This is a genomic window from Cohnella sp. CFH 77786, from assembly GCF_019400745.1.
Taxonomy (GTDB): domain Bacteria; phylum Bacillota; class Bacilli; order Paenibacillales; family Paenibacillaceae; genus Cohnella.
This window is the reverse complement of record NZ_WJIB01000002.1, coordinates 109658-136397: the sequence shown is the minus strand read 5'-3', so window position 1 is coordinate 136397 and position 26740 is coordinate 109658. Positions and strand designations below refer to the sequence as shown.

Here is a 26740-nt window from a genome sequence, read left to right as displayed (position 1 = left end):
CAATGCCCCCGTTCATTCAAACAGGCTTTCAGCCTGTTTGAATGAAATATAATATATACCGGGTTTAGTGGTGTTGGCGACGGCTCATCGTTTCGTCCGGATCGAACCAAGTGCTAAAGGAAACAGGCTTCGCCTATGAGCTTCTAATACGATTTTTCGAGGAGGTTTATTATGAAAGGTAAAAAATTATTAGCTCTAATCGCTTGTATTGCCATCGTATTTACTCCTGTAATCTCGCCGTCAATGGTGGCCCATGCGAGTAGTTACGGCGCTCCTGAAGGGTGGAGAAATCTTCCGGACTTTTATGTATTCAAAGATACTTATAGCGGGTGGTCCGGTAGCAGCGGCGGATTGGAAACGGTAAACGGTGCTTTGCCTGTTGACACGCAAGAAACCTATGAAAATTTACCTTCATTGAGATTTAATATTACAACTAAGGTAGATTGGATGTCCGCCGTGCTTGTAATGGCTGGATGGGCAAATCATGATATTCACAATTATGTTCCGAACGGATACCTGGAATTTAATGTAAAAGGCAAAAATGGCGGGGAGCAATTTAAAATCGGCGGCGATGACCATGTGGAGAGACGTGCGTCGGGTGTTGAACACACGGTATTTAAATCCATAACGGATTACGTTACCGTGACAACGGATTGGCAGCATGTAAAGATCCCCTTAAAGGATATTTACAATGACCCATCGGTTGATTTGGATGAATACAATGCAAAGGCGATCCTGCTGGACAGAGCAAACGATGAGCCGGTTACGGTTTGGTTAAACCAGATTAAACTAACTTCTCCCGATAAAGAACCTGGATTTCCGGCAATTAAGGTAAATCAGGTGGGATTCCGGAACGATTCCGAGAAATATGCCTATGTTTCCGGATTTGAGGATGAATTAACCGCTGATGTCGGAACTCCATTCCAGGTAAGGAGAGTTGCCGACGACACAGTTGCGTATAGCGGACAACTGGTCCTCGTAAAGAATTATGACATTGATTCCGGAGAAAGGGTATTAAAGGCTGTATTCTCGGACCTTAAAGAACCGGGTGATTATTACATTACGGTTAATGCAGACGGTATAGATAAGTCTCCCAGATTTAAGATCGGAGATGACGTTTATAAGCCTTTATTAGTCGATGCGGCTAAATATTATTATTTTCAACGTTCAGGAATTGCGCTTGAACCACAGTACACTCCTTACCCAAGGGCAGATATAACACCTAAGGATACGGCTGCCACCTTTGAATCCAATTCTGCGGTTACCAGAGACGTATCGAAGGGATGGTTTGATGCCGGTGATAAAGGAAAGTATGTAACTACCGGAGCAGGAACGGTTATGACTCTCTTATGGTCTTATGAGTTGTTCCCGGAGACCTATACGGATCAGTCCAATATTCCGGAAAGCGGAAACGGTGTTCCTGATATTCTGGATGAAGCAAGATGGGAACTCGAGTGGATTCTGAAAATGCAAGACCCTGACAGCGGCGGTTTCTACGCAAAAGTCGAGTCAATGGGTAACGATAATAACAATAGGGCAATCAGGGATAAAAGAGGCGATGTCACAAACGTAAGGCCGACCAATGATACTGCATGGGCAGCAGCTGCTTTGGCACATGCTTCAATCGTTTATGCCAAGTATGATCCGGCGTTTGCCGCTACCTGTTTAGAGGCTGCTAAGCGTGGATGGATGTATCTCGAACAGAATCCCGATAATATTAAAGGTCCGTCAGGAGCTTATGAAACGGACTTCGATAAGGACACGAGGCTGATGGCTGCCGCATCCTTGTATCGGGCTGCCGGCGATGCAAAGTATAACGACTACTTCTTGAATAACTATTCGCAAAGTAAGGACAGATTTGAGGATCCGACAGGAGATTGGCTCGGCGGCTGGCAATGGGCATTTTTCTACTACATGAAATCGGATAACCGCGACGTGGATGCTGCGAACTGGTATAAAAATGAATTTACGATTTGGTCAAACCTAAAAATTGATCGATATCGAAACAATGCTTGGAATAATACGATTAATCAAGGGAATTATTACTGGGGCAGCAACAACATCATTCTTAATACGGCTACAGAAGCCCTGATTGGTTCCAAAGTTCTTGGAATGTATAACGAAACGATTAAAAATATGGCGCTTTCCTCATTAAATTATATTCTAGGCGCTAATCCATTGAGAAAAAGCTTTGTAACGGGATATGGCGACGACAGTCTTCAAACCGTATATGGGATTATGAACGACGACCCTAGACCAGGGGTAATCAAAGGGGTAATGCCGTTAGGACCAAATAAGTATAATAATCCAGACATCTCCATATTCCCTGCCAAAAACTTTATGGATTGCTATACCGAATGGACCACGAATGAGCATACTGTTGGTTCGACTGCCAATCTGATGTTTATCACCGCATTTGCCGACAGCGATCAGGATGCTCCTGTTACGACAGCAACTATAAATCCAGCGGCTCCAAATGGAAGCAACGGCTGGTATACATCGGATGTGACAGTCAGCTTGAATGCAACTGACAATGTATCGGGCTCTGTCAAAACGGAGTATAGTCTGGATAACGGGACTACATGGCTCACCTACACGGCGCCTGTCACTGTTAGTCAAGATGGCCAACATACAGTGAGCTACCGTTCGACGGACAGCGCCGGCAATGTTGAAGCTGTTAAAACCATCAGCTTTAACCTGGATTCGACCGGGCCGGAAATTACGGTAACGGGTGTGGAAAATGGTTCGTACAATGATTCACTGGAGGTTACGCCGGTCATCACGCTGGATGATAGCTTATCCGGAGTTGATGCAAGCATGACGACCGTTACGCTGGATGGGAATGCCCTGCAGCAAGGAGCGATTATCCCGCTCTATACGCTGCCGCTCGGTTCGCATACCTTGACGGTCACTGCAAGTGACTTGGCTGGTAATGCAAGCAGCAAGAAGATCGTGTTCCAGACGACTACCAGCATTCAATCCATGCAGGCCTTGGTAACAAGCTTTGTGAAATCGGGGTGGATTGATAATGCAGGCATCGCAAACAGCTTGCAAAGCAAATTGTCTTCGAAAGCGCTTGCTGCTTTGGTGAATGAAGTGGAGGCGCAAAGAGGCAAGCATATTTCTGTGGAAGCTGCTGATTGCCTGATCCGAGATGCCCAATACTTGTTGTCCCAATCGAATTAACTAATCTTGTGTTCATAAAAAGGCTCAACCAGTGTTAAATCACTGCAGTTGAGCTTTTTTTATTTCTCGCGTGAAATTCGGTCGCCTCAGACAATCAGCATCGACTTGTTCGCGGTGGGAGACCCCAGGAATCGAAACCGCGACAGTTCGTGGCGGTCCTGATCACTACCGTTCTCCAACTTACCTACTTCAAGCGTCAGGAGGTGGAGAACTGAAGAATACGAGAAAACCGGGATTGATTCCTCTTGAGATTGTCATCTCCTGCTCGCTCTGTTGTTCCTGTTCCCGATCTTCATTTCTCATTTCAAAAACGCTCAACAAATTGTGGGCCTTTCAATATATAAGGGTTTGTAGGAAACTTTCAACCTCATCCCTTAAGAATAAATAGGGTTGTCCGCTGTGCAACTCACTACCTACAACAGGCTGTAACCCTTTTTTTATTAAAAACGATACAGAGATCGTCGCTTTTATTTTTTTACTGGTGAAGTACTTCCATACCTAGCAGCGCTTCCGGCAGCGTCTTCGAAGGGGATTTTCTCCGTATCATTTTATTTAATAAGTTTTCTAACGTTTTTTCTCGATATTTTCTTTAAACCCGCCCCCGAGAAGGATACTACGCCTTTGTTCAAAAAATCGTTAATGCACCTCCCTCCAACACCAAGAATAATTTGATCTGTTCTCTATGTATCTATCATTTTCATTCGAAATATTGATCCTCTTTTCACCTTTATCATTAATTGTTATTGTCCCCTCAATTTCGCCGGCTTCATTCAGTGATATGCATAAATGAACTTTAGGAAGTTCTGAAACAACACTTCCAACTTTCTTTGAAACATTTACAACTTTCAATGAAAAATCACAAAAAGAAAAAGTGTGTGGTGTCAGAATTGTTGAGAAAAAATTGGGGACAATCCCTATTACTATAAGGACGTTTTCATAATTGGTGATAATGAAAAATTCACAATTACTTCGTGACGATATCCATTTTCACATTTAATGAGAAAATCCTCTCGAGCAGCAATGTATAAATATGCACGACGTTAACTCTAAGCTTTTGTTGACGTTGCTAATGAAAAGAAATCCAGCCAAAATGACCGGATTTCTTTTCATCGTTTCTTTTCATCGTTCTTCAAAATGCCTTTTCTGACCCTGAATAACTTCCACCGGCTTCCCAGAACTTCCTTGGTGAAATTCAGGTGCATCGGGATTTCTTCCTAAATTCTGCGAGTTGAATGTTTAATAAAACAGAGACAACATGGAGTTGTTACGCTCGCATGTGGTCTATCAGCATTTGGAGATACTATCTTTGGATTAATTTCGAAATAACAACAAACGCTATCATCAGGAGTGCTACAATAAAAACAACAGCACAAATAATCACAATTCTTCTTTTTTCCGGATTATCTTTCGTGCTTTGAAAAGCAGCTACCAAAAACAACGGTAGTCCTGCCAGCCCCGGCAACGGTAGCCATGTCGGAAGATGAAGTTGCCCGTTACTTACGACATCAATTTTAATTAATCCAGCTGATACTGAAGAATAAGAGGTCATTAGCAAAGCTATTGTAAATGAACCTGGATATTTACAACGATTTTTAATAATATAAATCAAAATCGGTATTGGTACACCAATAGACAAAATTAGATACATTGGCCATGGAATATTTGCATAAAAACTAAGCATTAAACGTTTACCCCCATTGTCTCCAAAAAAGACACCTGGACCAATTACCACACCGGATAGAATTGGTGAGCAAACTATTTTCGACTATCCCCCAATCCTTCTTGTTGAAAGAAAAGAAATCCAGTAAAATTGACCGGATTTCTTTTCTTATAGCTGGAACTCATTTCGTTCAATGAGCCTTCAACTTGACAGCTTCAATATAAGAACACTTTTGCAAATAAGACAAATAAAATTAGAAAAATCAAAAGAATTATTAATACTTTAAATGTCTCTCTCCATCTAAGCCTCTGTTCATCGGGGCCCTTATTATAGGATATATATACTCCATAAACCATGATGATTAATGAAACTAATAAACTCCCGATTTCAAGATTGCCTAGTTGGTTTGATTCAAGAACATCTAGGTAATCGAGTAAAGTAACGAATGAAGTAGAAAAAGCGGCGATCACGAATGCACTTGCTGAAACGCGATTATGAGAAGGAGTTCGTAATAATTTATATAGGAAAAAGCATCCCACAACTAAAGAAATAAGCCCTAGTACTGGTTTAGGCAAAAGCTGTAATCCAAGCATTCTAAATCACCACCAATTCATTAAAGAAGACTATGCCACCCAATTTTCTTCCAGCACTTACAGCTGAATACCCTACTCCGTATAATAGTCCTGCACCAAGCGCGACTGGTGCAGAAGCACTAAACACAGTTACAGCAACGAAACCAATCCCAATACCAATTGCTGTATTTATTACATTATCAATAAGACTATCTCTTGCATTATAATCAGGATCTAGTCCAGTTGCACCTAATATGGCATCTGAGGCCATTCCTACGACAAAACTTGATGTTCCAATTTTGCCTACGATTTAACTCCAACCCTTACTGCACTTGTTGAATACAAAGGATTAATAGGAGAATAATTTGTATTATAAGACTTATGCGGACTAATATTACTTATTTTGCTGTCGAGCTTTGCGCCAGTGTATCCTGATGAAATTGATGCGGACACGGCAGCTCCAATTGACAGACTACTCGAGGATTTGATAGGTAATACGTTATTAGTAGTTCTAATTGCCTCTGCCAACTGGTTTGTGCTTCTTTAGAATAAAACTCGATTTCTGCATTACCAATAGTAAAGTCCAGTATCGATCCATCATTCGTGGTTGAAGAAAAGTTAACTTCAAATTTGTTTGCTTTATTTTTGAATCCATTTTTCTTTTTGTCAGAGGCAACGAGTGTATTGTCTATATCTTTCCACTGTTTTGTTTTAACATCTTGATAAAAAATGGAATCCTTTGAAACCTCCATCTGGAAGTCGCCATCATCTTTAAAAAAATGTTTGGCGTTTGCAGAGCGCCATTCAGCAATTTCTATCCTTTGTCCTTTGGCGGGACGGTTTTTAAATTCTTTCTTGACTTTTTCAGACGACATGGGAAGCTTGGATGAAGCAGCATTAGCAATGTTGAGGTTAATTGGGGATAAAATAATCATCAGACTGAGTAACAAAAGAGAGGCTGAACGAAGAAAAACCATAAAGGCAAAATCCACCCTTTATTAATAAGTATTTGTCATATTTGACACATCTATTTCTAAGAGGGTGGAAACAATTAATCACTGAAAACATATTGGGCATCGAGGTTATATTTGGAGCAAAGATTTGAAGAAAAAGAAAAAGAAAAAGAAACGAGGAAAATAGAAGAAAGAAAAGAAGAAGAAAAAGGAAAGCAAAGAAAAAAAAGAAAAGAGAAAAAAAAGACCCCGTCGCCGGGGTCTTCTCTGTTTTACGAACACTTGCTATACCCGCAATTCCCGCAGGTTTTACATCCTTCCATGTTCAGCAGCGAGGCCGAGCCGCAGGACGGGCACAAGTCCTTGGATTGGTACGGTTTATCGGTTTGCGGAGCGACCGGGCCGCCGGATTCGGCGGTGGCTGCGATCGGCGGCGTATGGTTCCCCGCGTACTGCTCGGAATCCGCCAGACCGGCATGCTGCTGGAGTGCCTTGGCCACCGCGTCCGCGATCGATTCGACGCGGTTCGGGCCGAAGCCGACGGCGCCGGAGCCGCCGATGCCCTTGAGATGCTTGACGAGCAGCTGTACCTTGTTGCCGTGGTCGCCGTACCTCAGAAACAGCGAGCAGACGCGGCCGAGCGCTTCCGCCATCGCGAACACGTCCGAGCCGGCTTTGCCGACGTTCAGGAAAATCTCTCCCGGCGTGCCGTCGATGTCGTTGACCGTAATATACGCCATGCCGAACGGCGTATTGTATTTGTACGTTGCGCCCCGCAGCACTTTCGGGCGGGACTTGTACTGCTTGTCGAACATCTGGGCTTGAGCCGGCGTCACGTTCTCGTTCAGCGCCGCGTTCAGTCCAGAGGCGGCAGCCGCGTCCGCTGCGGGAACCGCGGCTGCCGGCTCGGATGCCGGGGCCGACGCTTCGGCAAGCGGCTTCTCATCCTCTTTCTTCTTGTCCTTCGACGTACTCAGGACCTGCACGTCGCGGCTTCCGTCGCGATAGATGGTTACGCCTTTACAGCCGAGCTCGAACGCTTTCTCGTACAGCTCTTTGGTCTCTTCGACCGTGAAGTCGGCCGGCGCGTTCGCCGTCTTGGAGATGGAACTGTCGACCCAGCGCTGGATCGCCGCTTGCGCGCGGATGTGGTCCATGGCGGACAGATCCATGGCGGTAACGAACCATGCCGGCAGCTCTTCGCCCGGGTGCGCGTCCTTCCATTCTTGCGCGATCGGCACGTATTGCTTGTCGAAGCCGAGGCGGCTCTGACGGAAATATTCGAACGCGAAGTACGGCTCGATGCCGGTGGACGTACCGACCATCGTACCCGTGGAACCGGTCGGCGCCTGGGTGATGACGGTGACGTTGCGCATGCCGCGTTTCCGTACGGCTTCGCCGACTTCGGGATAAACTTCCGCCATGTTCTTCATGAAGCCGGATTGCAGGAACTTCTCGGCGTCGAACGCCGGGAAGGAGCCTTTCTCTGCGGCGATTTCCGTGGACGCGAGGTACGCTTCCCGGGCCATGAAGCCGTACAGCTTGTCGAGGAATTCCAGGGAGTCCTCGCTGCCGTAGCGTATTTCCAGGCGGATCATCAGCTCGGCCAATCCCATCGTGCCCAGGCCGACGCGGCGCTCGTTCTTCTGGTTGCGCTCGTTCTCCGGGAAATGGTAAGGCGTCTTGTCGATGACATTGTCCAGAAAACGGGTCGCGTAACGGACAACCTTGCCGAGCTCCTCCCAGTCTACATCATGCTTCTCGGCGTCGTAGAACTTGGACAGGTTGATCGCGGACAGGTTGCAGACGCCCCAAGCTGGCAGGCCTTGTTCCCCGCAGTTGTGAACAACCATGCCGTTCGCGATAAGGGAATGCGTCATCGGTTCGGTAATGTCGTATACCGTTACAACATCCCCTGGTGTTACGTTTTCGACCTTGGAGACAAATTTCTCGGATTTGCGGGAAGGCCGAGCGATCCGGTTCAACGCCTCTTGCTTCCTCGATGCATACCGGAAACCAATCTCTTCCTTAAACACAGCAATGTTGTTTCCGTTGAGCTCCAGCTCGAAAAACGGCCTGCTTTCGTACGTACGGTGCTCGCCATTCAGCTTCGTATACTGAAAGTTCATTTGCGACGATTTGGGCCGTTCGTAAATCAACCCGTGAATACCGTAGTTCAACAACAGCAATTGCACACCTTGCAGAAGCTTCTTGGAAGAGGACGAGAGTCGTACGGTACGATGCATTTCGTCCCTGTCGCAAACCGTACCGTCTGCACTGAACAACGCCTGCAGGAAGGCGGTAACCGTCGGTTTGGAGGCCGTAAACAGCGCTTGCGGCACCTCTTTCTCCGGCGCCTTCACATGCTTCACACCGAGCTCCAGAAGCCGATTCCGCAGCGCTTTCCTATGCCAAAATATATGTTTCGTTCCATTAGGGCGTTCGAACACTTTCGCCTTAATGCCCGAAATTGATTCCCCTGCTTCAACCATGCATTCGATGACTTCGGCATCGTTCGCACCGAATACCATACCGATGTCGCCTTGTTTCGAAATCCAACCGTCGCCTGTCAGCCAACCAAGGAACATCCCCCATTGCTCACCCAAACCGTCATGATCCGAAAATGCTCCTTCTCCCGATTGCACGTATACGTAATCCTCGGTGTTCAGATTCCGGGCTTCTTTCCAACCGTTATGAGTATATATCCGGTGCTCCGGCGTGACTTTCAGTTCCATACCGTTCTTCAGCGCGATATTTAAAGTCTGCTTAACCCCCGTCGGAAAAACGACGGCTGAACGCATATGAACGCCCGGCACTTCATATGAACGACCTCCTGCGACGCGGGCCTGCTCCACCAAACGCGCATCCGTACCGACCAGAAACGACTCTCCGCCCATTTTCCGATACAAATCTTCGATGCGGATCAAACCGAATTCCGTCGATATCCGGGTATCCGGATGAAAGCATGGGTTCGTGCAGATGATCGGGTTGAAGTACCAGCTGTTGGACATCTGGTTGTAGTATTCCATGAACACGACGCCCGGCTCCGCCGATTTCCACGCGGATTCGATGATCGTGTGCCACACGTCGCGCGCGCGGACGGTGCGGTAGTGGTCGACCTTCTTGCCGAGCTTCTTCCACTTGTCCAAATCGCCGTCCCAGATTTCGTTGTATTCCGGATCGGATTTGTCCGGGAACACCAAATCCCAATCCAGGTCTTCCTTGACGGCTTTCATAAACGCATTACTGACGCACACGGACAGGTTGGCGTTCGTCACTTGGCCCATCGTTTGCTTAACCGTGATGAAGTCCAGCACATCCGGATGCCAGTCGTTGATCATGAGCATTAAGGCGCCGCGGCGCGAACCGCCCTGCTCGATCAACCCGGTCGTGTAGCTGAACAGACCGCCCCAGGAAACGGCGCCGCTGGAGGTACCGTTCACGCCTGCAACGATTGAACGGCGGGGACGCAACGAAGACAGGTTGATGCCGACGCCGCCGCCGCGCGCCATGATCTCCGTCATTTCCGTCAGCGTTTCCATGATGCCGCCGCGGCTGTCGTGCGGGGACGGGATGACGTAGCAATTGAACAGCGTCAGCTCTTCGCTCGCTCCCGCGCCCGCGGCGATACGGCCGCCCGGTACGAGCTTCCAGTCGTCCAGCACCCAGCGGAACTTTTCGGTCCATTCTTTCTGCTTCTCGGGAGAGGTTTCGACGGATGCCATCGCCGCCGCCAGGCGGTCCCACATTTCTTCCGGGGTTTTCTCGATCGTCAGGGTCAGCTTCTCGACCGTGGACTCCACCAGCTCGCCGCTGCGCAGCTTAACCGTCACTTTGTTGCCGTCGCGACCCACGACTTCCCCTACGTCCTTGGCCGGAAACTTCGGATCGTCCTTCGTCAGGACGAGCACGACGTCGCCGATTTTGGCGGCGCTGGTGTCCGCATTCTTCCATGCGTACCGGTCCAAAAAGATTTTCTCGCTTAGCCCTTCCAACCGCTTTGTTTGCGCCGTCTCCACCCCGGATCACTCTCCCGATCGCTTGATATGATGGATGTTTCATGATTTCCAACGAGCCGTAACCGAATCCCGAATCGCCCAAGATCACTCAAGATATTGTGATCGACTGTCATTATATTATACCACATATTGAGAATCCATAGGACAAAACGTATAGCTCCCGGGCTCCTTGCCGGATGATAAGAATTCGGCATCCGCTTCGAAGGACCGAGTCACTTTTTGGGGATATCGTTTTGAATGCCGTTTCTAAGCTCATACTAATGGGGTAACTTCCGACGATGAGGAGGACCCGCCGTTGCTCACCCCGAAACCCCAGCCGATCGGCATGCCGAACGTTCCGATGCCTCCCGCCGCGGAGCCCGCCGCCCTGCCCCCGTCCTCATCCGCCTCTGGCGATACGCCCGCGAGGCTTATTCATCCGCTCGTAGAGCTGTCGTTCGAACGCTCCGCCTTCGAAGATTTGGAACGCAGGTCGGAGCGCAACGGCCCTTGGGACGATTGGACGCTGTACAAGCTCGCCTGGGAAGCAGAAGAAGCTTCGCTCGTCACCGATTTTCACGAGCTGCAGTGCCTGCGCGCGCTGCCCGCGTTCGAGCCGATGCCCCATCAGATCGAAACGGCGCGCAAAGTCCTCCACGAGATGCGAGGCCGGGCCATTCTGGCGGACGAGGTCGGGCTGGGCAAAACGATCGAAGCCGGCTTGATCCTCAAAGAATACTGGGTTCGGGGCCTTGTCAAAAAAGCGTTGATCCTCGTACCCGCTTCCCTCGTGCTGCAATGGGTGCGCGAGCTCGTGCAGAAGTTCGACCTGCCCGCGATTCCCCACAAACGCATCCATTCCTGGCAGCAGGAAATCGTCGTCGCCTCCATGGATACGGCCAAGCGGGAGCCGAACCGCCAGCTGCTGCTGGAGAACGAATACGATCTGCTGATCGTGGACGAGGCGCACAAGCTCAAAAACAAGCGGACGAGCAACTATCGATTCGTGAACGAGCTCCGCAAGAAATATTGCCTGCTGCTGACCGCTACCCCCGTGCAGAACGACCTCAGCGAGCTTTACAACCTGATCACCTTGCTCAAGCCCGGGCAATTGGGAGAAGAGGGCGATTTCAACTCCAACTTCGTGAGAGGGAAACGCGCGGCCAAAAACGAGGACAAGCTGCAGGAAAACATCGGCCAGCTCATGATCCGCAACCGGCGCACCGACGGAGGCGTCGAGTTCACCCGCCGTTTCGTCACGAACGTGCCGCTGACGCTGTCTCCCGAAGAGATGGCGCTGTACGAAGGCGTTACCGATTACGTCAAACGGCATGCCTACGCCGAGAACGGGGATCTCGCGAGCATGCTCTCCCTCGTAACGCTGCAGCGCGAGGTTTGCTCCAGCCGGGATGCCGTGTTCCTCACGCTCGTGAACCTGTTCAAGAAAACGCCGGAGGGCTCGCCCTTGCGCGCCCGCATCTGGGAGCTGGTCGAGCTGATCCGCAACATCAAGGCCAATACGAAGGCGGAGAAAACGATGGAGCTCATTCGGGAAATGAACGACAAAGCCATCGTGTTCACGGAATACCGCCAAACGCAAGACTATTTGCTCCGTTTTTTCAGAGAGCACGGCATTCAGGCCGTTCCCTACCGCGGAGGCATGAACCGGGGCCGCAAAGACTGGATGATGGATCTGTTCCGCCGGCGCGCCCAGGTCATGATCGCCACCGAGGCCGGAGGAGAAGGCATCAACCTGCAGTTCTGCCACCATATCATCAATTTCGACCTGCCCTGGAACCCGATGCGGGTAGAGCAGCGAATCGGACGTGTCCATCGGCTGGGGCAGACGCAAGACGTCAAAATCTACAATCTGTGCACGCTCGGCACGATCGAGGAACATATCGTTCACCTGCTCCACGAGAAAATCAATCTGTTCGAATCGGTGATCGGCGAATTGGACGATATCGTCGAGCGGCTGGAACGGGAAGAATCTTGGGAGCGGAGAGTCGCCAAAATGGTGCTGGAGTCGTCGGACGGGGAAGATTTGCGCAGGCGGATGGACGATCTCGGGGATACGATGCTGGAAGCCCGCAATCAGTCGCAGCGTGGGGTGACGACATGAACGCGAAGAAGGTCCAGAAATTCGTTCTTTCCTATATAGATGCGACCGGGTGCGATCTGCTAGAGAAAAGCCCGAACCACGTGACGGTCAAGCTGTCCCCGGAAGCCGACCGGGCGCTGTCCGGCCGACCTTTCTACTGGAGCTTCATCGACAATACCGGCACGGAGCCGGAAACGATGACTTATTCGTGGATGTTCGAGAAGTCCCCTCCCCCTCCCGCCGGTGCCCTCTCCACCCCCTTGTCCTATCTCATGACGGCCGGAGGCAGAGTCGTCCGGGAAGAGATGTATTTCGGCTCGCGCCGGCTGAACCAGCTTTTCGACGCCGTACGCCAGGCCGGACGATGCGTAACGATGTTCGAGGAGCCTCCCCGCGGCGTCCGCGATCCGCTCGGCTCCGCCCCCTATTCGGCATGGCTGGGGGTCAATTTCAAAGTCGGCTTCACTTGCGACATGAAACGGGAGGAGCTGTACGGCTGGGGCATCTCCCTCGCGACGGGCGTCATTGACGACAAATTTTACGAACGATTGAAGGATTCGCGCCTGACGCCGCGCTTGCCTTCCAACGTCCATTTGCTGAGGAACGGCCTGTCTTTGCGCAAAGGAATGGCGATGCTCGAGAGCGCGTTGGAGCGCAGGCTCAAATCATCCGATTTCGCGTGGGCCATGGAAGCGGAACAGCGGCGCCGGGAGGAACGGAACCGAATCGATCTTTATTACGGGCCGCAGCTGGAGAGAACGAAGGATGATCCGCAGCAGAACGCGGCTCTGCGCAGCCGGCTGCAGCAGCGGGAAGCCGAAATCGACTGGCAATACCGTCCGCGCGTTAGCGTCTCGGTGCTCAATTGCGGGATTTTCCATCTCCCGGGGATCGACTGAGCGCCTTGTGCCCTCTCTGCTCCCCTTCGGGGAAATCCGGCAAAAACAGAACCGCCGGACCGCCTTCGGCCTGACAGATTGCAACAGCATCGGCGGGGCTTGTCCCTTACAATGAACCTAACTTGCCCCCGCATGTAAGCAAGCCAAATTCCCCACAAGCAGGTGAGCGCTAATGAACCGTACCGAACCGAAACGAACGCTGTCCCGTCTCCCGCGATGGTTGCCCGTCGTGCTCGCCCTGTCGGTTTTGTTCGCCTCGCCTCTTCTCATGGCTTCCTCGCCCGTTTCGAAAAGCGTCGCCTTTGCCGAGCCGATGTCGAGCGTGGAGCGGCAAGTGCGGGAATGGGCTTCGGTCCTGTCCGCGCAGCAGCCTTTCTCCGAATGGAAGGACGCCAAACCGGACGTACAAGCTCTCGGCCCCGGTACGCACGGCTGGCTGGCGATCCTGAAGAAAAACGGGCGGACGGTCGGCTACATGGTCGTTCACGCGGCAAGCGACGGGACGTACCGGTTGGGCGAATACGGCGCGGGACCGAACGTGCTATTCTCTCCGGCCGCGCTGCGGAAGTCTTTGCTGGAAAACGGCTTGATCCGGACCGAAAACGAAGCCTATTCGGCGATACGCCATTATTACCATCCGTTCGCGGCGGTTTGGGAGGTGACCGTCGGCCGGGAGTCGTATTGGATCGACGCCAAGACGGGCGAATTGCTCCCGTTCGATCGAGCGGGTTGGGAGAAAGCTCTGCCCCTGATCAAGCCCCTGGAAGTCGAAAATGCGGGGGCCTCCAATCAGATTGGGCTCGGCGGAACGGCGGCTGCCGGCCAATCGGCGGTATCATGGATGCGGGAAGACAGCTTCGACCCGTACGAAAATTTGCCCTGGCTGACCGGTAAAGCCCCTGTGTCCGTGCGAAACGGCAAAAAGGTGCAGAGCCTCATCCGCGGCGGCCTGCACCTCCGATATGTGACCGAGCCATATGGAGACGCCGCCCTGTACGCTCTCCCCGTCGTCGGATTCGTGGACTGGAGCGGCGGGAGCCTGGATCTTGCGCTCGATATGGAAGGGAACCGTTTCATTCCGATCCTGACGCTGCAGAAGCTCGGTCGCTTTTACGAATAATCGGCCTGTCCTTCTCCGTAAGACAGGGTCTCGGCCGTATCCGTCCTCCCGGCATGCTGCCGGCGGCTTCTCCACCAGATGCCGATGCCCGCGGGCAGAAGCTGGCCGAACCATCGGAAGGCCCATGGCTCCCGTTTGAGCCGTCGTTCCCGGCGCGCTTCGGGAGATGGGGGGGCCTCCCAATAGCTGACAATCCGTTCCGTGACATATTTCAAATACTCGGCGCCATCGCTCATCCGTGCTCGCCTCCTTCGTTGCTGTCCATAGTTTGCCCCGAAAACCGGCCCGCCAAACTTCGTATGACGGTAACGGTTTGGTGCTACGCTACGGGGAGGAACCTCAGAGAAGAAGGTGAGCGAGCATGCGCCGTGTTTTCGTTCTGCTGATAACCGCGGTCCTGACCTGCTCCTCGGGGTGGACGGCCCCTCCCGTCTCCGCCATCCCGGCAGCGCCGGCCAAGAAATCCGCAGGCGTCGCCCCCCCGGACATCCGGCGTGCGATTCCCGCCGCCGACGTCATCATCGATGCCGGCCACGGCGGGATTGACGGAGGAACGCACTGGGGCGACATTAAGGAGAGCAACATCAACCTGGCGATCTCCCGCAAGCTGTATCTGCTGCTGCGGAGCCGCGGCATCCACGCAGTATTGAACCGCACGGGCGATTACGCGCTGAGCGACGACAACCGTTGGCACCTTTCACGCTCCCGGCACCGCCGGGATTTGTCCCAGCGGCGCGGGCTCTCGGACGAGCTCGAGGCCGGCCTTCTCGTCAGCATCCACGTGAATTGGTCCACCCGCAGCAGCAAAAGCGGCCCCCTTGTCCTCTTCCGGAAAGACGACGCCAGCGGGGCCTTGCTGGCGGGCTTCCTCCAGGACAGCTTGAACCGACAGCAGGGAACGCGTTACTTGCCCAAAGCGGCCGGCCGCTTCTATCTTCTGAACACGGCGAAAATCCCGAGCGCCATCGTGGAGACCGGCTTTCTGAGCCATGAGGGCGACCGTGCGATGCTTACTTCCCCGCGCGGCCAAACGCGCATCGCGGAAGCCATCGCGGCCGGCATCGCCGCTTATCGCTGCTTGGCTCCCTGAGCACGGCTGACGGCCGGGATCAACTCCGAGAGGCGCACGAAAGTCGCTTCGGATTGCAGAGCCGGGATCGCATTCTTCAATTCTCCGGAAGTAATCAAACCCGGAGGCCCGACATGCCCGATCACGACGCAAGTATTCCGTTTCTTGAGCTCCTTCCGCAGCACCGAGAGTTGGCGCGACACATGTCGGCGGGTATAGACGTCATCGAGAAAGACGTCGTTCTGCAGCAGGGGAACCCCGAGCTCCCGGGCCACCTTCGGAATGACCGTCCTCCATGAAGTCCGGCTGTCGAGAAAGAACAGCCCTTTCTCCTTGCATACCTGGAGGACGATCCGCATGACCCGTTCATCCGAAGTCGCCTTCGACCCCATGTGGTTGTTCATGCCGACCGCATAGGGGACGTCCGCGATGGCCGCCTCCACCCGCCGCCGGATTTCCTCGTCCGACAGACGGGTCAGAATGGCGCCCGGACCAAGCCAGCTGGCCTTGCCGCGCAGCGGTTCCATTGGCAGATGGATGAGGACGTCATGGCCCATGGCGTGGGCAGTCTCCGCATCCTTGCGGGTGGTCGGAAGAAACGGCATCACCGCCACGGTGACCTTGACCGGCAGCTTCAGCATCTCTTCGGTGCCCTTCATCCCGTTGCCGAAATCGTCGATGACGACGGCGATATGGCGACTCCGGGCGGACGCCTGCGGCGGCTCCGAACCGTCGGGCGGAACGGGATGCGCCTGCGCTAGCCCCTGGCCCCAGCCCAGCCATGCCGCCAATAACAAGAGCAATACCTTCAACATTCGATACCCACTCCTTCAGCGCCCTTGGAGCGCTTGGCCTCCCTCCTATTGTTTCCAACTGAAAATGAAAAACAACCTTCCGGCAGGTTTCGGGATTAAAGGGAAAACCCTCCACTAAAACTCGCTGTTTTCGGAGATTTGAACAAAAAAGGGAAAACTGCCCACTAATTTGGCCAATGCTGCCTTTTTCGAGGTAGGTCGGCAGAAATAGCGGGAAGTTCTCCTTCTAAATGTTAAAAAATACCGAATTTCCCGAAATTAGTGGGAGGTTTTCCATCTAAATTGCGAGATGCGAGCAGCGAAACGCGAGCACGAGCGAGAGCGAACGTTAGCGACAGGGAAGTGATCCGGCGGTCAGCTGTACTTCCCGAATCGCTTCCGCTCTTGGGACAGCCAACCGCTTCGGGTGACTTTTTCCGGTCGGACAACTTGCTCCGAGAACACCGCTCCCACCCTCACGGAGCCGCGGACGTGGACTGGCGCAGAAGAATATCGCCCGCGAGCAGGATTTTCTCCATCGGGCTGTCCGGATTTCCCAGGCGCCAGAGCAGCGTCTCAACCGCCCGGTAACCAAGGGCTTCCTTGTTGACGTGTACCGTGCTGAGCGCCGGGCTGGCGAGCGCGGCGTCGTCGATGTTGTCGAAGCCGGTGACGGACACTTGGCCCGGCACGTCGATCCCCATCTTCATCAGCAGGGTCATCACGCAAATCGCGATGGAATCGTTCGCGCAGACGAACGCGCTGGGCATCGCCTTGCGATCCGCCAGATCGAGGAGGGCAGGCTCGAGCTCCTCCGTCATCTCCGAACGGTTGAGGCCCTCGAACTCGAGCAGCCGGGCGTCCTGAGCCAGCGGGATACCGTGCTCTTCCACCATGGAACGGAAGCCGAGCCACCGGTCCTGGAAGCTGCGGGCGAAACGGATGTTGCCGACGAACTGCAGGCTGCGGTGACCCCGTCCGAGCAGATAGTTCGTCACCCGGCGCACGCATTCGTAATTGTTCATGAACAGCGTATCCGACGGGATCAGCGGATCCTCGTGGTCCACGAGCACGAACGGAATGCCCAGATTGCGGATTTCGAGCAGCAGCTGGTTGGAGATGTGACCTACGCCTACCAAGCCCAGCACGGCATCCGGGTTGATCAGCTGAGCGAAATTGTCGGTAATCTGCTCCGTCACGATCATCATGCCCAGATGGTGCTCCTCCAGCGCGTTCGTGATGCCATCGATGATCCTTCCCCAATACACGGACTGTCGGTTCTGGTACCGCACGTTCGGAATGAGCACGATGATCGTGTTGGGCTGCCCCGGCTGGGCTTTGCCCGCGGCGGCGCGGGCTGCCGCGGGCGGCTTGTTCCGCTTCTGGGCGAAATAGCCCAGCTGCGTAGCCGCGTGGATGATTCTCTCCCGCGTATCCGGACTGACGCCCGATTTGCCGGACAGCGCTTTGGAAACCGCGAATTTGGAAACGCCCACGTGGTCGGCGATTTGCTGCATCGTTACTTTTTTGGACATTCGGCCCTTCACTCCGCTCGCGCACAGAAATAACAAAGAATAATTGTTATCATAACATATCGATTCATTTGCGATAATGTTATTTCACAGCGCCAGGTAACGCCAGAAGAAATGTACCGCCGAAGCAGCAGGACGATCAAATGTTTCAAGTGAACGTTCGCGGACTTGCGGACGAACCCGCTTTCCCGAAAAAAGAGCGTAGACGCGGTATTTTCGCGCTGCGAGCGAAATATGATAGGTTGTCGACGAACGTTTAACGGACGGGATGTGATTGGAAATGCTCCATCAGCCCCCTCAAACGCCCGGTCCCCTTCCTGTTTGTCCGTCCGGACCGGTTCCGACGTTAAGCAACTGGATCCCGCTGGCGTCGCTGGAACAGATGTCCCATAACGAATACGACGTGCTGATCGTCGGGTCCGGCGCCGGCGGAGGAGCCGTGCTGTGGCGTTTATGCGAACAGTGGAAAAGACAGCGCAAACGCATCGGCATCATCGACCGGGGAAACCTGGAGCTGCAGATGCATGCCCGGAATTTGCCCACGATGAACCAGGAACGATTGGTCGCATATTTCAACTACCTCTCCAGGCTGCTGCCCGGCGGAAGTCCCGAATATCCGAACGCCCGGCAGCTGTTTGCCCTTGGCGGACGGACGTTGTTCTGGTATGCGTTTACGCCCCGCATGCACGAATGGGACTTGGCAAAATGGCCCGTTCCGATGAAAGTGCTGGAAAGCTATTACGGCATCGCCGAGCAAGTGATGAACGTGACCCGGGAATTCGCGAAAGGATCGTCCTTCACGGAAATTTTGCTTGAGCGGTTATGGATGCGCGGGTATTCCAAAGCGTCGCCGCTTCCCGTCGCGGCCGATATCGAGCCGCAATCTTTCGGACGAATCCACACGGACATGTTTACCAGTTCGATTTCCTTAATGGCCAGAGCGTTGAACGAGAGGCCGTTCGATTTGGCGGTCAACGCGCGTGCCGTGCAAATTCTTCACGACAACGGGAGAGTAACCGGCGTTAAAGTGATGTCGCCGGACAAGAAGGCGCATATCCTGAGGGCCAAAACCGTGGTGGTCAGCGCCAGCACGTTCGAAACGCCGCGTCTGCTTCTCTGCTCCGGCATCCAAAACCGCGCGCTCGGCCATTATTTGACGAATCAAACGTTCCTGCAGGCGACGGGCAGGATCAGTACGCTGGGCTTTCCGGTCCCCCTCGGCCCTCTGAATATCATGGTTCCGCAAACGCCGGATCGTCCCTACTCCGTCCTGCTCACGGGACCGGAAGCTTTCTACTGGTATCCGGTTGCCCAAGAAAGACCGCTGCAAGAGGAAATTGATGCCACTCTGTACGGATACGGCAAACTCGAAACCCGGTATGAGAACCGGATTGAACTCGATTACGGCAAATTGGACGAATACGGCATCCCGGAAGTCAAAGTTCATTTTTCGCTCAGCCCCGCGGATTGGAACGTGGTCGGCCGAATGTCGCAAGGCGTCCGGCGCATCGCGGCGGACGCGGGCATACGCCTGGCTCCCCGCAACAATCGGCCGCCCATCTGCCTCACGCCTTTCGGCGATTTGCACCATGACGCGGGCACATGCCGGATCGGAGACGATCCCGCTACGTCGGCGGCCGACCGATACGGGCGCGTCCGCGGTACCTCCGGCCTGTTCGTCGCGGATAACAGCGCGCTGCCCGACACCGGCGCCGAAAATCATACTTTGACAACAGTAGCTTTGGCGATTCGAACGGCGGATATTATCGCACGGCTGTAAAACCGTCAGCTTTCGGAATTCCGATATCGGGCGGGGGAAACGCCGTATTTCTTGCGGAAAACCCGATGGAAGTACGAGTAGCTGGCGAAGCCGCAGGTTTCCGCGATTTGATCCAGGCTCATCGAGCTGTATTTCATGCGCTCCAATGCGGCGTCAAGCCGGATTTCGATCGCGTATTGGATCATCGTCAGGCCGTAGCAGGATTTGAAAAGATGGACGGCCCGGGAGAGGCTGAGACCTACGCTTTGGGCAGCCTCCTCCAGCTTGAACGTCGAGGTGGCGTGCTCCTCGATATACCGCTTCAGTCTCAGCGCGGCGAAGAAGGTGCGATCCGTCCGGCTCGTCTCCGTCATCGCCCGGTCCACGTACAAGCAAAGAGCGCGAAGCAAACAATCGGAGAGCTCGGCGCTCTCCTCCCGGGGCCCGCGCCGTTTCTCGAGCAGCAGATTCCTCCATAAAGCAAGAAGCCGTTCATCCGTGCCGATCCGGCTGACCGCCGGACGGGGAGAGCAGTTCCACCAGGCGTCGATCCACGCCCCTTGGCAGAATAAGTAGTAGTCCCCGCTTGCGACCCGTCCTCCCGGCTCGGCAGGCTCGATTCGCAGATCGTACTCGTCCCCCGGCTTCAAAATCAGCAGATCGCCTCCCCGCATTCGATAGTGACGCCCGCGGGCGTACACCTCGGAAGAACCCTCAACCTGCAACCGAAACAAATAATTGCTCAAACCGTTCTTAAAATTGGTGTAAAAAGGCTCGGCATGGTAAGAATATCCGCAGATCAGCAATTCCGTTTCCAAAGGAAGGCCCTCCCGGAGAACTATTAGCCAGATCGTTCATGTTTCGAGGATATCGTTTATTGTCTATTCTGTCTATCTTCGCGTATGATAGAACGAAATAGAGCAACATCAACGAATCCCGAAAGGCGGAATGGCATCATGAGGAGAATGGGCATTGGATTGCAATTGTATACGCTTCGGAACGAGACGGCCGAAGATTTTCGGGGCACGCTGCGCAAGGTGGCCGAGCTGGGCTACGAAGGCGTAGAGTTCGCGGGCTACGGCGGCATCCCGGCCGAGGAAATGAAATCGCTGCTCGAGGAGCTGGGCCTGAAGGCCATCGGAGCCCATGTCGGACTGCATCTGCTGCGCGAAGACCTGCAGAAGGAAATCGGTTATTTGAAGGCGATAGGCGCCAAGTACATGATCTGCCCCTACGTCATGCCGGAGGAACGCGGGAATCCGGAAACGTGGAAGCGGTTGTATACATTCCTGGAGGAAGTCGGCGCGGAAGCCCGTAAACAAGGTTTGATTTTCGGTTACCACAACCATGACTTCGAATTTACGGAGCGCGTCGGCGATTCGTCCGTGTTCGATGCGATGTACGCGGCGACGACGCCGGAAGCCGTTCAGGTCGAGATGGACGTATGCTGGGTGCAGTTCGCGGGCGAAGATCCTCTCGTCTACATTCCGAAGTATGCCGGCCGTTTGCCGCTGCTCCATCTGAAGGATTACGACAAGGACGAAGAAGGCAAGATGCTCACCTTGGAGCTGGGCAAGGGCGTCGTCGACTTGCCGGCCGTCATTGAAGCGGCTTCCGGCGCAGGCGCTGAATGGTTGATCGTCGAACAGGACAACTGCCAAATCCCGCCGCTGGAAAGCGTCGCGAACAGCTATCAATGGGTCAAGCATAACTATTTGAACCGGTTTTGATCTCATCCGAACGATAAGGAGACCTATGCCCATGAGCAAAATAAAAGTAGCCGTCTTCGGCTGCGGCGCGATCGCGCAGCGAAGACACATTCCCGAGTACGCGGAAAATCCGAACGTCGAGTTGATCGCGTTCGCGGATCCGGTAATCGAACGCGCGCGGGAAATGGCGGAAACCTATGGCGGCAAAGCCTATTCCAGCTATGAAGAGCTGCTCGCAAACGAGAAGCCGGACGCGGTGAGCGTGTGCGCTCCCAATGATCTCCATGCGCCCATGTCGATCGCGGCGGCGAACGCGGGCGCGCACGTACTGGTGGAGAAGCCGATGGCCGGCACGGAGGAAGAAGCGAAACGAATGATCGAGGCCGCGGCGGGCAACGGCGTGTATCTCATGGTCGCGCACAATCAGCGCCTGATGCCCCCGCACGTGAAAGCGAAGGAATTGCTCGATTCCGGCAAGCTGGGCCGCGTGCTTACGTTCCGCACCGCCTTCGGCCACCCGGGTCCCGAGGGTTGGAGCGTGGACGGCCGCGACAGCTGGTTCTTCCGCAAGAAAGACGCGATCATGGGGGCGATGGGCGATCTTGGCGTCCATAAATCCGACCTGATCCGTTATTTGTTGGGCGACGAAGTGGCGGAAGTGACCGGCTTCATCGGCACGATCCATAAAGAAGGAACGGACGTGGACGACAACGCGGTTTGCATCCTTCGCATGAAGAGCGGCGCGATCGGCACTCTCACGGCCAGCTGGACGCAATATAAAGGCGGCGACAACAGCACGGTGCTGTGGTGCGAGAACGGCGTGCTGAAAATCGGAACCGTGAACGGCGACGAAGTGATCGTGGAGCTCACCAACGGCAGCGTGGAAACCTATCAAGTCGGCGCCATGGCGACGAACGAGAAACAAGTGCCGAGCGGCATCATCGACGCTTTCGTCGAGTCGATCGTGACGAAGACGCCTCCGAGCATCTCCGGCGAAGAAGGCTTGCGTTCCTTGAAGGTGATCCTGGCCGCTTTCGAATCCCAAGCAATGGGGCAAGTGATCCAATTAGGCTAAGCGACTGCCCAAGTAAAACGTCTGTCCGTCGTTTTCGGACGGATAGACGTTTTTTCGGAGGCGTTTCAGAAATAGATGGCCGATTTTATACTGTCTGAATCACGGATAAGGGCAAGGGGATCCCCCTTCGCTCTTTTATTTTCCGCCGAAGCTGCGATCCCGCAACGATAGGTATGAAACGGTTCCCGAATCCCAAAATAAACGTATCGGCGAAATTCGGGAGGTGGATTTTCGTTTGCTGAAATGGTTTCTTGTTTCGATTCTCTTCGTCTTGAGCGTTTGCTTTGTGTTCGTCATGGATCTTTTGCTCGGCTTACAACCGAATACGTCCATCCATACGATGCTTTCCCCTTTCCTCTTCATGCGCAAGAGTGAGGTGGTTGTCATCGTATTGATACTCCTCATTGTCTCAGCCTTGGAATGGGGCGATTTAGGAAGAAGGAAACCGTAAAGCTTGGCCTTTCATGGCGATTGCCGCAATGCCTTGCGTATCCAAGCCGCTCCCCACAACACAATGGGAATGACGACCCCGAACAGAAGAAACACGGTCATCAAAGCGAAGTTTCCTTCCTCGATATGTTCCGAAAAGTTAGCGGCGATAATGGCCGAGATGAACAAGATGATCAACCCGATCGGATAAACCAGCCTTCGATGGTCCCGGATACGGAATATATCGGTTGCCCCCTGCACAGCAGCGTAATAGAAGACAGCCACCTTGAAAAAATCTCCGATGATCAATGTCATGACGACAAGCACGTCCATCCGTTGAATGAACTCCTTGATATTGACCAGGCTGACCGCCATCAGAAGCGGGAACGTCGCCCTCCCGGCGATATCGACTCCCAGCACGGCAATGTCCATGGCTGAACTGAAACTGAGGACAAGACCGCCGGCCAATAAAGTCATCATCCCTAACTTGATCCCTTTGGCGGGCCTGTTCAGATAGGGAAGCAGCATGGTGAAACAAATCATTTCGGCGAATGGGAATTCGAACGATTGCGTGAGCGTCGTCCGGATGACGGGGCTCCATCCTTTTTCCAGCACGGGCAGAAGCCGGTCGATATCGATCACGCCGGATACGGCAAGCAGAAAATTGCTTAGCACACCCAGTATGATCAGCACGGCAAAGTAAATCTGGGCCGTTCTTGCCAGCACTTCGATTCCTTTATGCAGTACGTACCCCGTCGTCAGGATCATGATGGAGCTTACCGCGATCATCGGCGTTTGATCCAACACCGAGCTGATCAGCAGGTCCGCACCGTCCCGAAGATCTCTTGCAGCCCCGTAAATAAAAAACAGCACGTAAAGCAGGCCCAGAGGCCACCCGATCCATCTCCCCAAAATTATCCTTACGTAGGATGTTAATGGATGATCCGGGAATTGGCGGTAAAGCGAAACGTATACGCCAAACAGCCCCATACCTCCGGCCAAGCCCAATAGAATGGCAAGCCAGGCGTCTTTTTCGGCCTTCAATCCCAGGCTGACAACAAGCGCCGTTCCCATTTCGAACAAAAAAATCAATGCCGCCAATTGTCCCGGACTGATTTTCGCTTTCTCCATCCTGCCTCCACCGCATGAGCCTTGAACTGAACTGCCCCGCGCTATTTGCTGGACATGCTGGGTTTCGTCCTCATGCCCGTACGTAAAATTGAAGTCTCGGCTCTGACCACCACCTGGACCTCCGGGAAAATCATACTCCATTTGTCCTCGATTTTTTTCCATAGCTTTGGCTCGTCTCGTTGTACCGTTTCTCCGAATTCGAGAGCATCGCTGCCCATGTGTTGAACTTTCTCGATCGCCTTCTCCACTTCAAGCTTCGTTACTTTCTCCCACAATTTCTCAAGCTTCCGGATTTCGGCGGATTTCGTCAGATCGACTGGGCAATCCGCTTCTCCGACCTTTCCCGTTTGGCGAATGTCAATCTCGATCATCGGTTTCCCGTTTCGGATACGGGCTTTTTTCTTCGTTTTCGAATGGTAGGTCTCGATCGCGATGTTCCCCGGATTCCCGGCGCATTCCAGATTGACCACGGTGCTCTTCAGCTTATTGTTCGTCCATGATAGCCCGCGCGCGTCTTTGCCATACAGCCATCCCGTCAGCTTGCCATTATGAAATAACGCCATCCCCGCAACCGTAATCTTCGTCAACGAATCCGTCTGCTGCAAGTTGCTTCTATTTTCCCCGATGTCGGCATCACCCATAATCTTGAGGCCGCTAATGGCGAACCCGCCATTCTTCCGGTAAATGCCATGGATCGCGCTGGCGAGATCGACTTCGTAATTTTCCCCCAAGACCCTTTCCGAAAGCTTGATCTTGCCGAGGATGGCATTGGCCGGAATTTGATCGAGGGGAGTCAGTATTTTGAGAACTTGTTCCGAGTCGCTGCCCTTCGCGATATATACCCGGGTCGTCAGACGGGATTCATGATCGCGTTCCAATAAATCGAACAATTCCTTTACCCCTCCCCTTGCCAGCTCTTCCCCGATAACCAGATCCCTCAAATGCTGAAGATTAATCCGCCGGGAACCTTTCAGCGTGACATTGCGGATCGCTTCAAACATCGTTTGGCCTGTCCCGGTAAAAACGACGACCGGCACGCCACTTCCAGCCACATTACGTCCGGCAGCCTCTTTGGGGTTGACGACTTGCATCGCGACGCGATATCCGCCGGCATCCGTTTTATCGACTCCCATCGCCATCGCCAGCGAGAGCTCGTTCAGCTCCCGATAATCCCAGCAACCGGCAAGGATGACGGCACTGATCGACAACAAACTCAAAGCCCTGGCGCTACGTTTCATGACGTTCTCTTTCCGAATCGCCGCGGGCAGTTCCTTGTTTCATCGTGAGGTCAGGGCGTGTACGGGCCGTTTTGAGAGGAGAACGCCATATCGTATCCTTCTGACGCCATGGATCGTACGGCGAGAATGGATACAAATACGGAACGCCAAAGGATTTCAGGCTCGTCATGTGCGCGACCAGGAAAATCATCCCCATCATGAGGCCATAAAAGCCGAAAGTGGAAGCGAGCAGCATCATGGGAAACCGGATCATCCTTACGGCATTGCTCAAGGCAATGCCCGGTGTGGCAAAGCTGGCGATCCCCGTAAGGGACACGATGATGACCATCATCGCGGTGACCACGCCCGCTTCCACCGCGGCCGACCCCAACACGATGGCGCCGACAATCGAGACGGCCTGCCCGACAGCCCGCGGCATTCGGACCCCCGCTTCCCGCATGATCTCGAAAGCGGCTTCCATCAGCATCGCTTCGAAGAAGGCCGGGAACGGAATGCCTTCGCGCTGAGCCAGCAAGTTGATGACCAGGACGGTCGGAATCATCTCGTGATGAAACGTAGTCAACGCGATGTAGCTCGAAGGAAGCAGGAGCGTAACAAAAAAGCTGAAGTACCGGATGATTCGCATGAAAAAGCCAAAATCGAACCGTTGATAATAATCCTCCGTCGTCTTGAAAAATTGCGAGAAATTGGTAGGCGCAATCAAGATAAACGGCGTTCCGTCGACAATTACCGCTACCCGTCCTTCCAACAAATTCGCGACCGCCATATCCGGGCGTTCGGTGTTGAAAACCGTTGGGAAAGGAGTGAAGGTTTGATCGCGGATCAGTTCTTCGATATTTCCGGAGCCTTGGATCGCTTCGATTTTGATATCCGTCAGGCGATTTCTTACTTCCTGCACCAGAAGGTTATCCGCAACTCCATGGATATACAAGATGGCAACATCGGTTTTGGATATCCTTCCGATCGCAAACGTTTCCAGCCATAAATTGACGCTCTTCAGACGCCTTCTGACCAGAGCGATGTTCGCATCGATCGACTCGATGAAGGAGTCTTTAGGGCCTCGGACCGTAACCTCGGTCGTAGGCTCTGCGACGGCCCTCCCTTCGAATTTGCGCAGATCCGCGACAATGGCCTCGCCGCTGCCATCCAACAAGATGACAATATCGCCCGATAACAAGGCGTGCATGATGAAGTTCCAGTCGCCGCAAGCCTTGGCATCCCCCACCGTCGACGTTCTTTTTAAAACGACCTCAAGTACGCCGCCCTGGTTGTCCATCGAACGCAATTCTTCCTCCGAAGGCGCGAGCAGCAGCGATTGCGCTACGAATTCGTTGATTTTCCCTTTATCCGTCAGTCCGTCAATGTGAACGACCGCCATCCGGACCCCCGGATGGCTCCCCAACTGAAGGATGCGGACAATCACGTCAGGACTTCCGCCGAACGATTGTTTTACATAGTCGAGCGCATCGCCAATATCCAGTTGAAGCATCACAATCCCTCGTCGATTTCATTGAT

General features: G+C 53.5%; 20 protein-coding genes. 9 read left to right on the top strand and 11 right to left on the bottom strand.

Annotated features, from left to right (window positions below; translation table 11 throughout):
* The first annotated feature begins 171 nt into the window (after positions 1-171).
* Entirely contained in the window at positions 172-3186 is a 3015-nt protein-coding gene (locus tag GE107_RS03655; RefSeq protein WP_219638136.1) for a glycoside hydrolase family 9 protein, read from the top strand.
* A 1300-nt stretch (positions 3187-4486) separates the two neighbouring features.
* On the opposite strand, the gene GE107_RS03650 is transcribed toward GE107_RS03655, so the two are convergent.
* The 4 genes from GE107_RS03650 to GE107_RS03635 form a co-directional block, all read right to left on the bottom strand.
* Positions 4487-4867 (bottom strand): hypothetical protein, encoded by a 381-nt coding sequence (locus tag GE107_RS03650; protein WP_219638135.1) that lies wholly within the window; start codon positions 4865-4867, stop codon positions 4487-4489.
* A 573-nt stretch (positions 4868-5440) separates the two neighbouring features.
* Positions 5441-5689 carry a hypothetical protein gene (locus GE107_RS03645; protein WP_219638134.1) on the bottom strand — a complete coding sequence of 83 codons (249 nt, stop codon included), beginning with the start codon at positions 5687-5689 and terminating at the stop codon, positions 5441-5443.
* A 127-nt stretch (positions 5690-5816) separates the two neighbouring features.
* The gene (locus tag GE107_RS03640; RefSeq protein ID WP_219638133.1) at positions 5817-6395 is read right to left on the bottom strand and encodes a hypothetical protein; all 579 of its coding nucleotides are present in this window, start codon (positions 6393-6395) and stop codon (positions 5817-5819) included.
* Positions 6396-6643: 248 nt separating this feature from the next.
* Positions 6644-10390, bottom strand: a complete 3747-nt coding sequence (locus GE107_RS03635) for an LAGLIDADG family homing endonuclease (RefSeq protein ID WP_219638132.1) — start codon at positions 10388-10390, stop codon at positions 6644-6646.
* A 340-nt stretch (positions 10391-10730) separates the two neighbouring features.
* Between GE107_RS03635 and GE107_RS03630 the strand changes: the two genes are divergently transcribed.
* The 3 genes from GE107_RS03630 to GE107_RS03620 all read left to right on the top strand — a co-directional run bounded on the left by GE107_RS03630 (position 10731) and on the right by GE107_RS03620 (position 14489).
* Entirely contained in the window at positions 10731-12491 is a 1761-nt protein-coding gene (locus tag GE107_RS03630; protein WP_219638476.1) for a DEAD/DEAH box helicase, read from the top strand.
* The gene (locus GE107_RS03625; RefSeq protein WP_219638131.1) at positions 12488-13369 is read left to right on the top strand and encodes a YqhG family protein; all 882 of its coding nucleotides are present in this window, start codon (positions 12488-12490) and stop codon (positions 13367-13369) included. The genes GE107_RS03630 and GE107_RS03625 overlap by 4 nt, the downstream gene beginning before the upstream one ends.
* A 172-nt stretch (positions 13370-13541) precedes the next feature.
* Positions 13542-14489, top strand: coding sequence for a hypothetical protein (locus GE107_RS03620; protein WP_219638130.1), 948 nt, complete (start codon positions 13542-13544; stop codon positions 14487-14489).
* On the opposite strand, the gene GE107_RS03615 is transcribed toward GE107_RS03620, so the two are convergent.
* On the bottom strand, positions 14480-14725 hold the full coding sequence (locus GE107_RS03615; protein WP_219638129.1) for a YqzE family protein: 246 nt from the start codon (positions 14723-14725) through the stop codon (positions 14480-14482). The two genes, GE107_RS03620 and GE107_RS03615, sit on opposite strands and share 10 nt — an antisense overlap.
* A 125-nt stretch (positions 14726-14850) precedes the next feature.
* On the opposite strand from GE107_RS03615, the gene GE107_RS03610 reads away from it, so the two are divergent.
* On the top strand, positions 14851-15579 hold the full coding sequence (locus tag GE107_RS03610; RefSeq protein WP_219638128.1) for an N-acetylmuramoyl-L-alanine amidase: 729 nt from the start codon (positions 14851-14853) through the stop codon (positions 15577-15579).
* On the opposite strand, the gene GE107_RS03605 is transcribed toward GE107_RS03610, so the two are convergent.
* Together GE107_RS03605 and GE107_RS03600 are read right to left on the bottom strand one after the other, a co-directional pair.
* Positions 15558-16373: a divergent polysaccharide deacetylase family protein gene (locus GE107_RS03605; RefSeq protein ID WP_219638127.1), complete on the bottom strand. Its 816-nt coding sequence runs from the start codon at positions 16371-16373 to the stop codon at positions 15558-15560. The two genes, GE107_RS03610 and GE107_RS03605, sit on opposite strands and share 22 nt — an antisense overlap.
* Positions 16374-16828: 455 nt before the next feature.
* Positions 16829-17887: a LacI family DNA-binding transcriptional regulator gene (locus tag GE107_RS03600; RefSeq protein ID WP_219638126.1), complete on the bottom strand. Its 1059-nt coding sequence runs from the start codon at positions 17885-17887 to the stop codon at positions 16829-16831.
* 277 nt (positions 17888-18164) lie between these two features.
* Between GE107_RS03600 and GE107_RS03595 the strand changes: the two genes are divergently transcribed.
* On the top strand, positions 18165-19664 hold the full coding sequence (locus tag GE107_RS03595; protein ID WP_219638125.1) for a GMC oxidoreductase: 1500 nt from the start codon (positions 18165-18167) through the stop codon (positions 19662-19664).
* Positions 19665-19669: 5 nt separating this feature from the next.
* Here the strand turns inward: GE107_RS03595 and GE107_RS03590 are convergent, their stop codons facing one another.
* Positions 19670-20461: an AraC family transcriptional regulator gene (locus tag GE107_RS03590; protein ID WP_219638124.1), complete on the bottom strand. Its 792-nt coding sequence runs from the start codon at positions 20459-20461 to the stop codon at positions 19670-19672.
* A gap of 138 nt (positions 20462-20599) precedes the next feature.
* On the opposite strand from GE107_RS03590, the gene GE107_RS03585 reads away from it, so the two are divergent.
* The 3 genes from GE107_RS03585 (at position 20600) to GE107_RS27375 (ending at position 22878) form a co-directional block, all read left to right on the top strand.
* Positions 20600-21373, top strand: coding sequence for a sugar phosphate isomerase/epimerase family protein (locus GE107_RS03585; RefSeq protein ID WP_219638123.1), 774 nt, complete (start codon positions 20600-20602; stop codon positions 21371-21373).
* A 31-nt stretch (positions 21374-21404) separates the two neighbouring features.
* The gene (locus GE107_RS03580; RefSeq protein ID WP_219638122.1) at positions 21405-22427 is read left to right on the top strand and encodes a Gfo/Idh/MocA family protein; all 1023 of its coding nucleotides are present in this window, start codon (positions 21405-21407) and stop codon (positions 22425-22427) included.
* Between the two features lie 223 nt (positions 22428-22650).
* Positions 22651-22878: a YczF family membrane protein gene (locus GE107_RS27375; protein WP_483298232.1), complete on the top strand. Its 228-nt coding sequence runs from the start codon at positions 22651-22653 to the stop codon at positions 22876-22878.
* An 11-nt stretch (positions 22879-22889) separates the two neighbouring features.
* Here the strand turns inward: GE107_RS27375 and GE107_RS03575 are convergent, their stop codons facing one another.
* From GE107_RS03575 to GE107_RS03565, 3 genes are read right to left on the bottom strand one after another with little or no spacing between them, the layout of a single operon-like run.
* The gene (locus tag GE107_RS03575) at positions 22890-23987 is read right to left on the bottom strand and encodes a GerAB/ArcD/ProY family transporter (protein ID WP_219638121.1); all 1098 of its coding nucleotides are present in this window, start codon (positions 23985-23987) and stop codon (positions 22890-22892) included.
* 41 nt (positions 23988-24028) lie between these two features.
* Complete coding sequence (locus GE107_RS03570; protein ID WP_219638120.1) at positions 24029-25225, bottom strand: Ger(x)C family spore germination protein; 1197 nt, start codon at positions 25223-25225, stop codon at positions 24029-24031.
* Positions 25215-26714 carry a spore germination protein gene (locus GE107_RS03565; RefSeq protein WP_219638119.1) on the bottom strand — a complete coding sequence of 500 codons (1500 nt, stop codon included), beginning with the start codon at positions 26712-26714 and terminating at the stop codon, positions 25215-25217. Before GE107_RS03565 ends, GE107_RS03570 begins: the two co-directional genes overlap by 11 nt.
* Between the last annotated feature and the right edge of the window lie 26 nt (positions 26715-26740).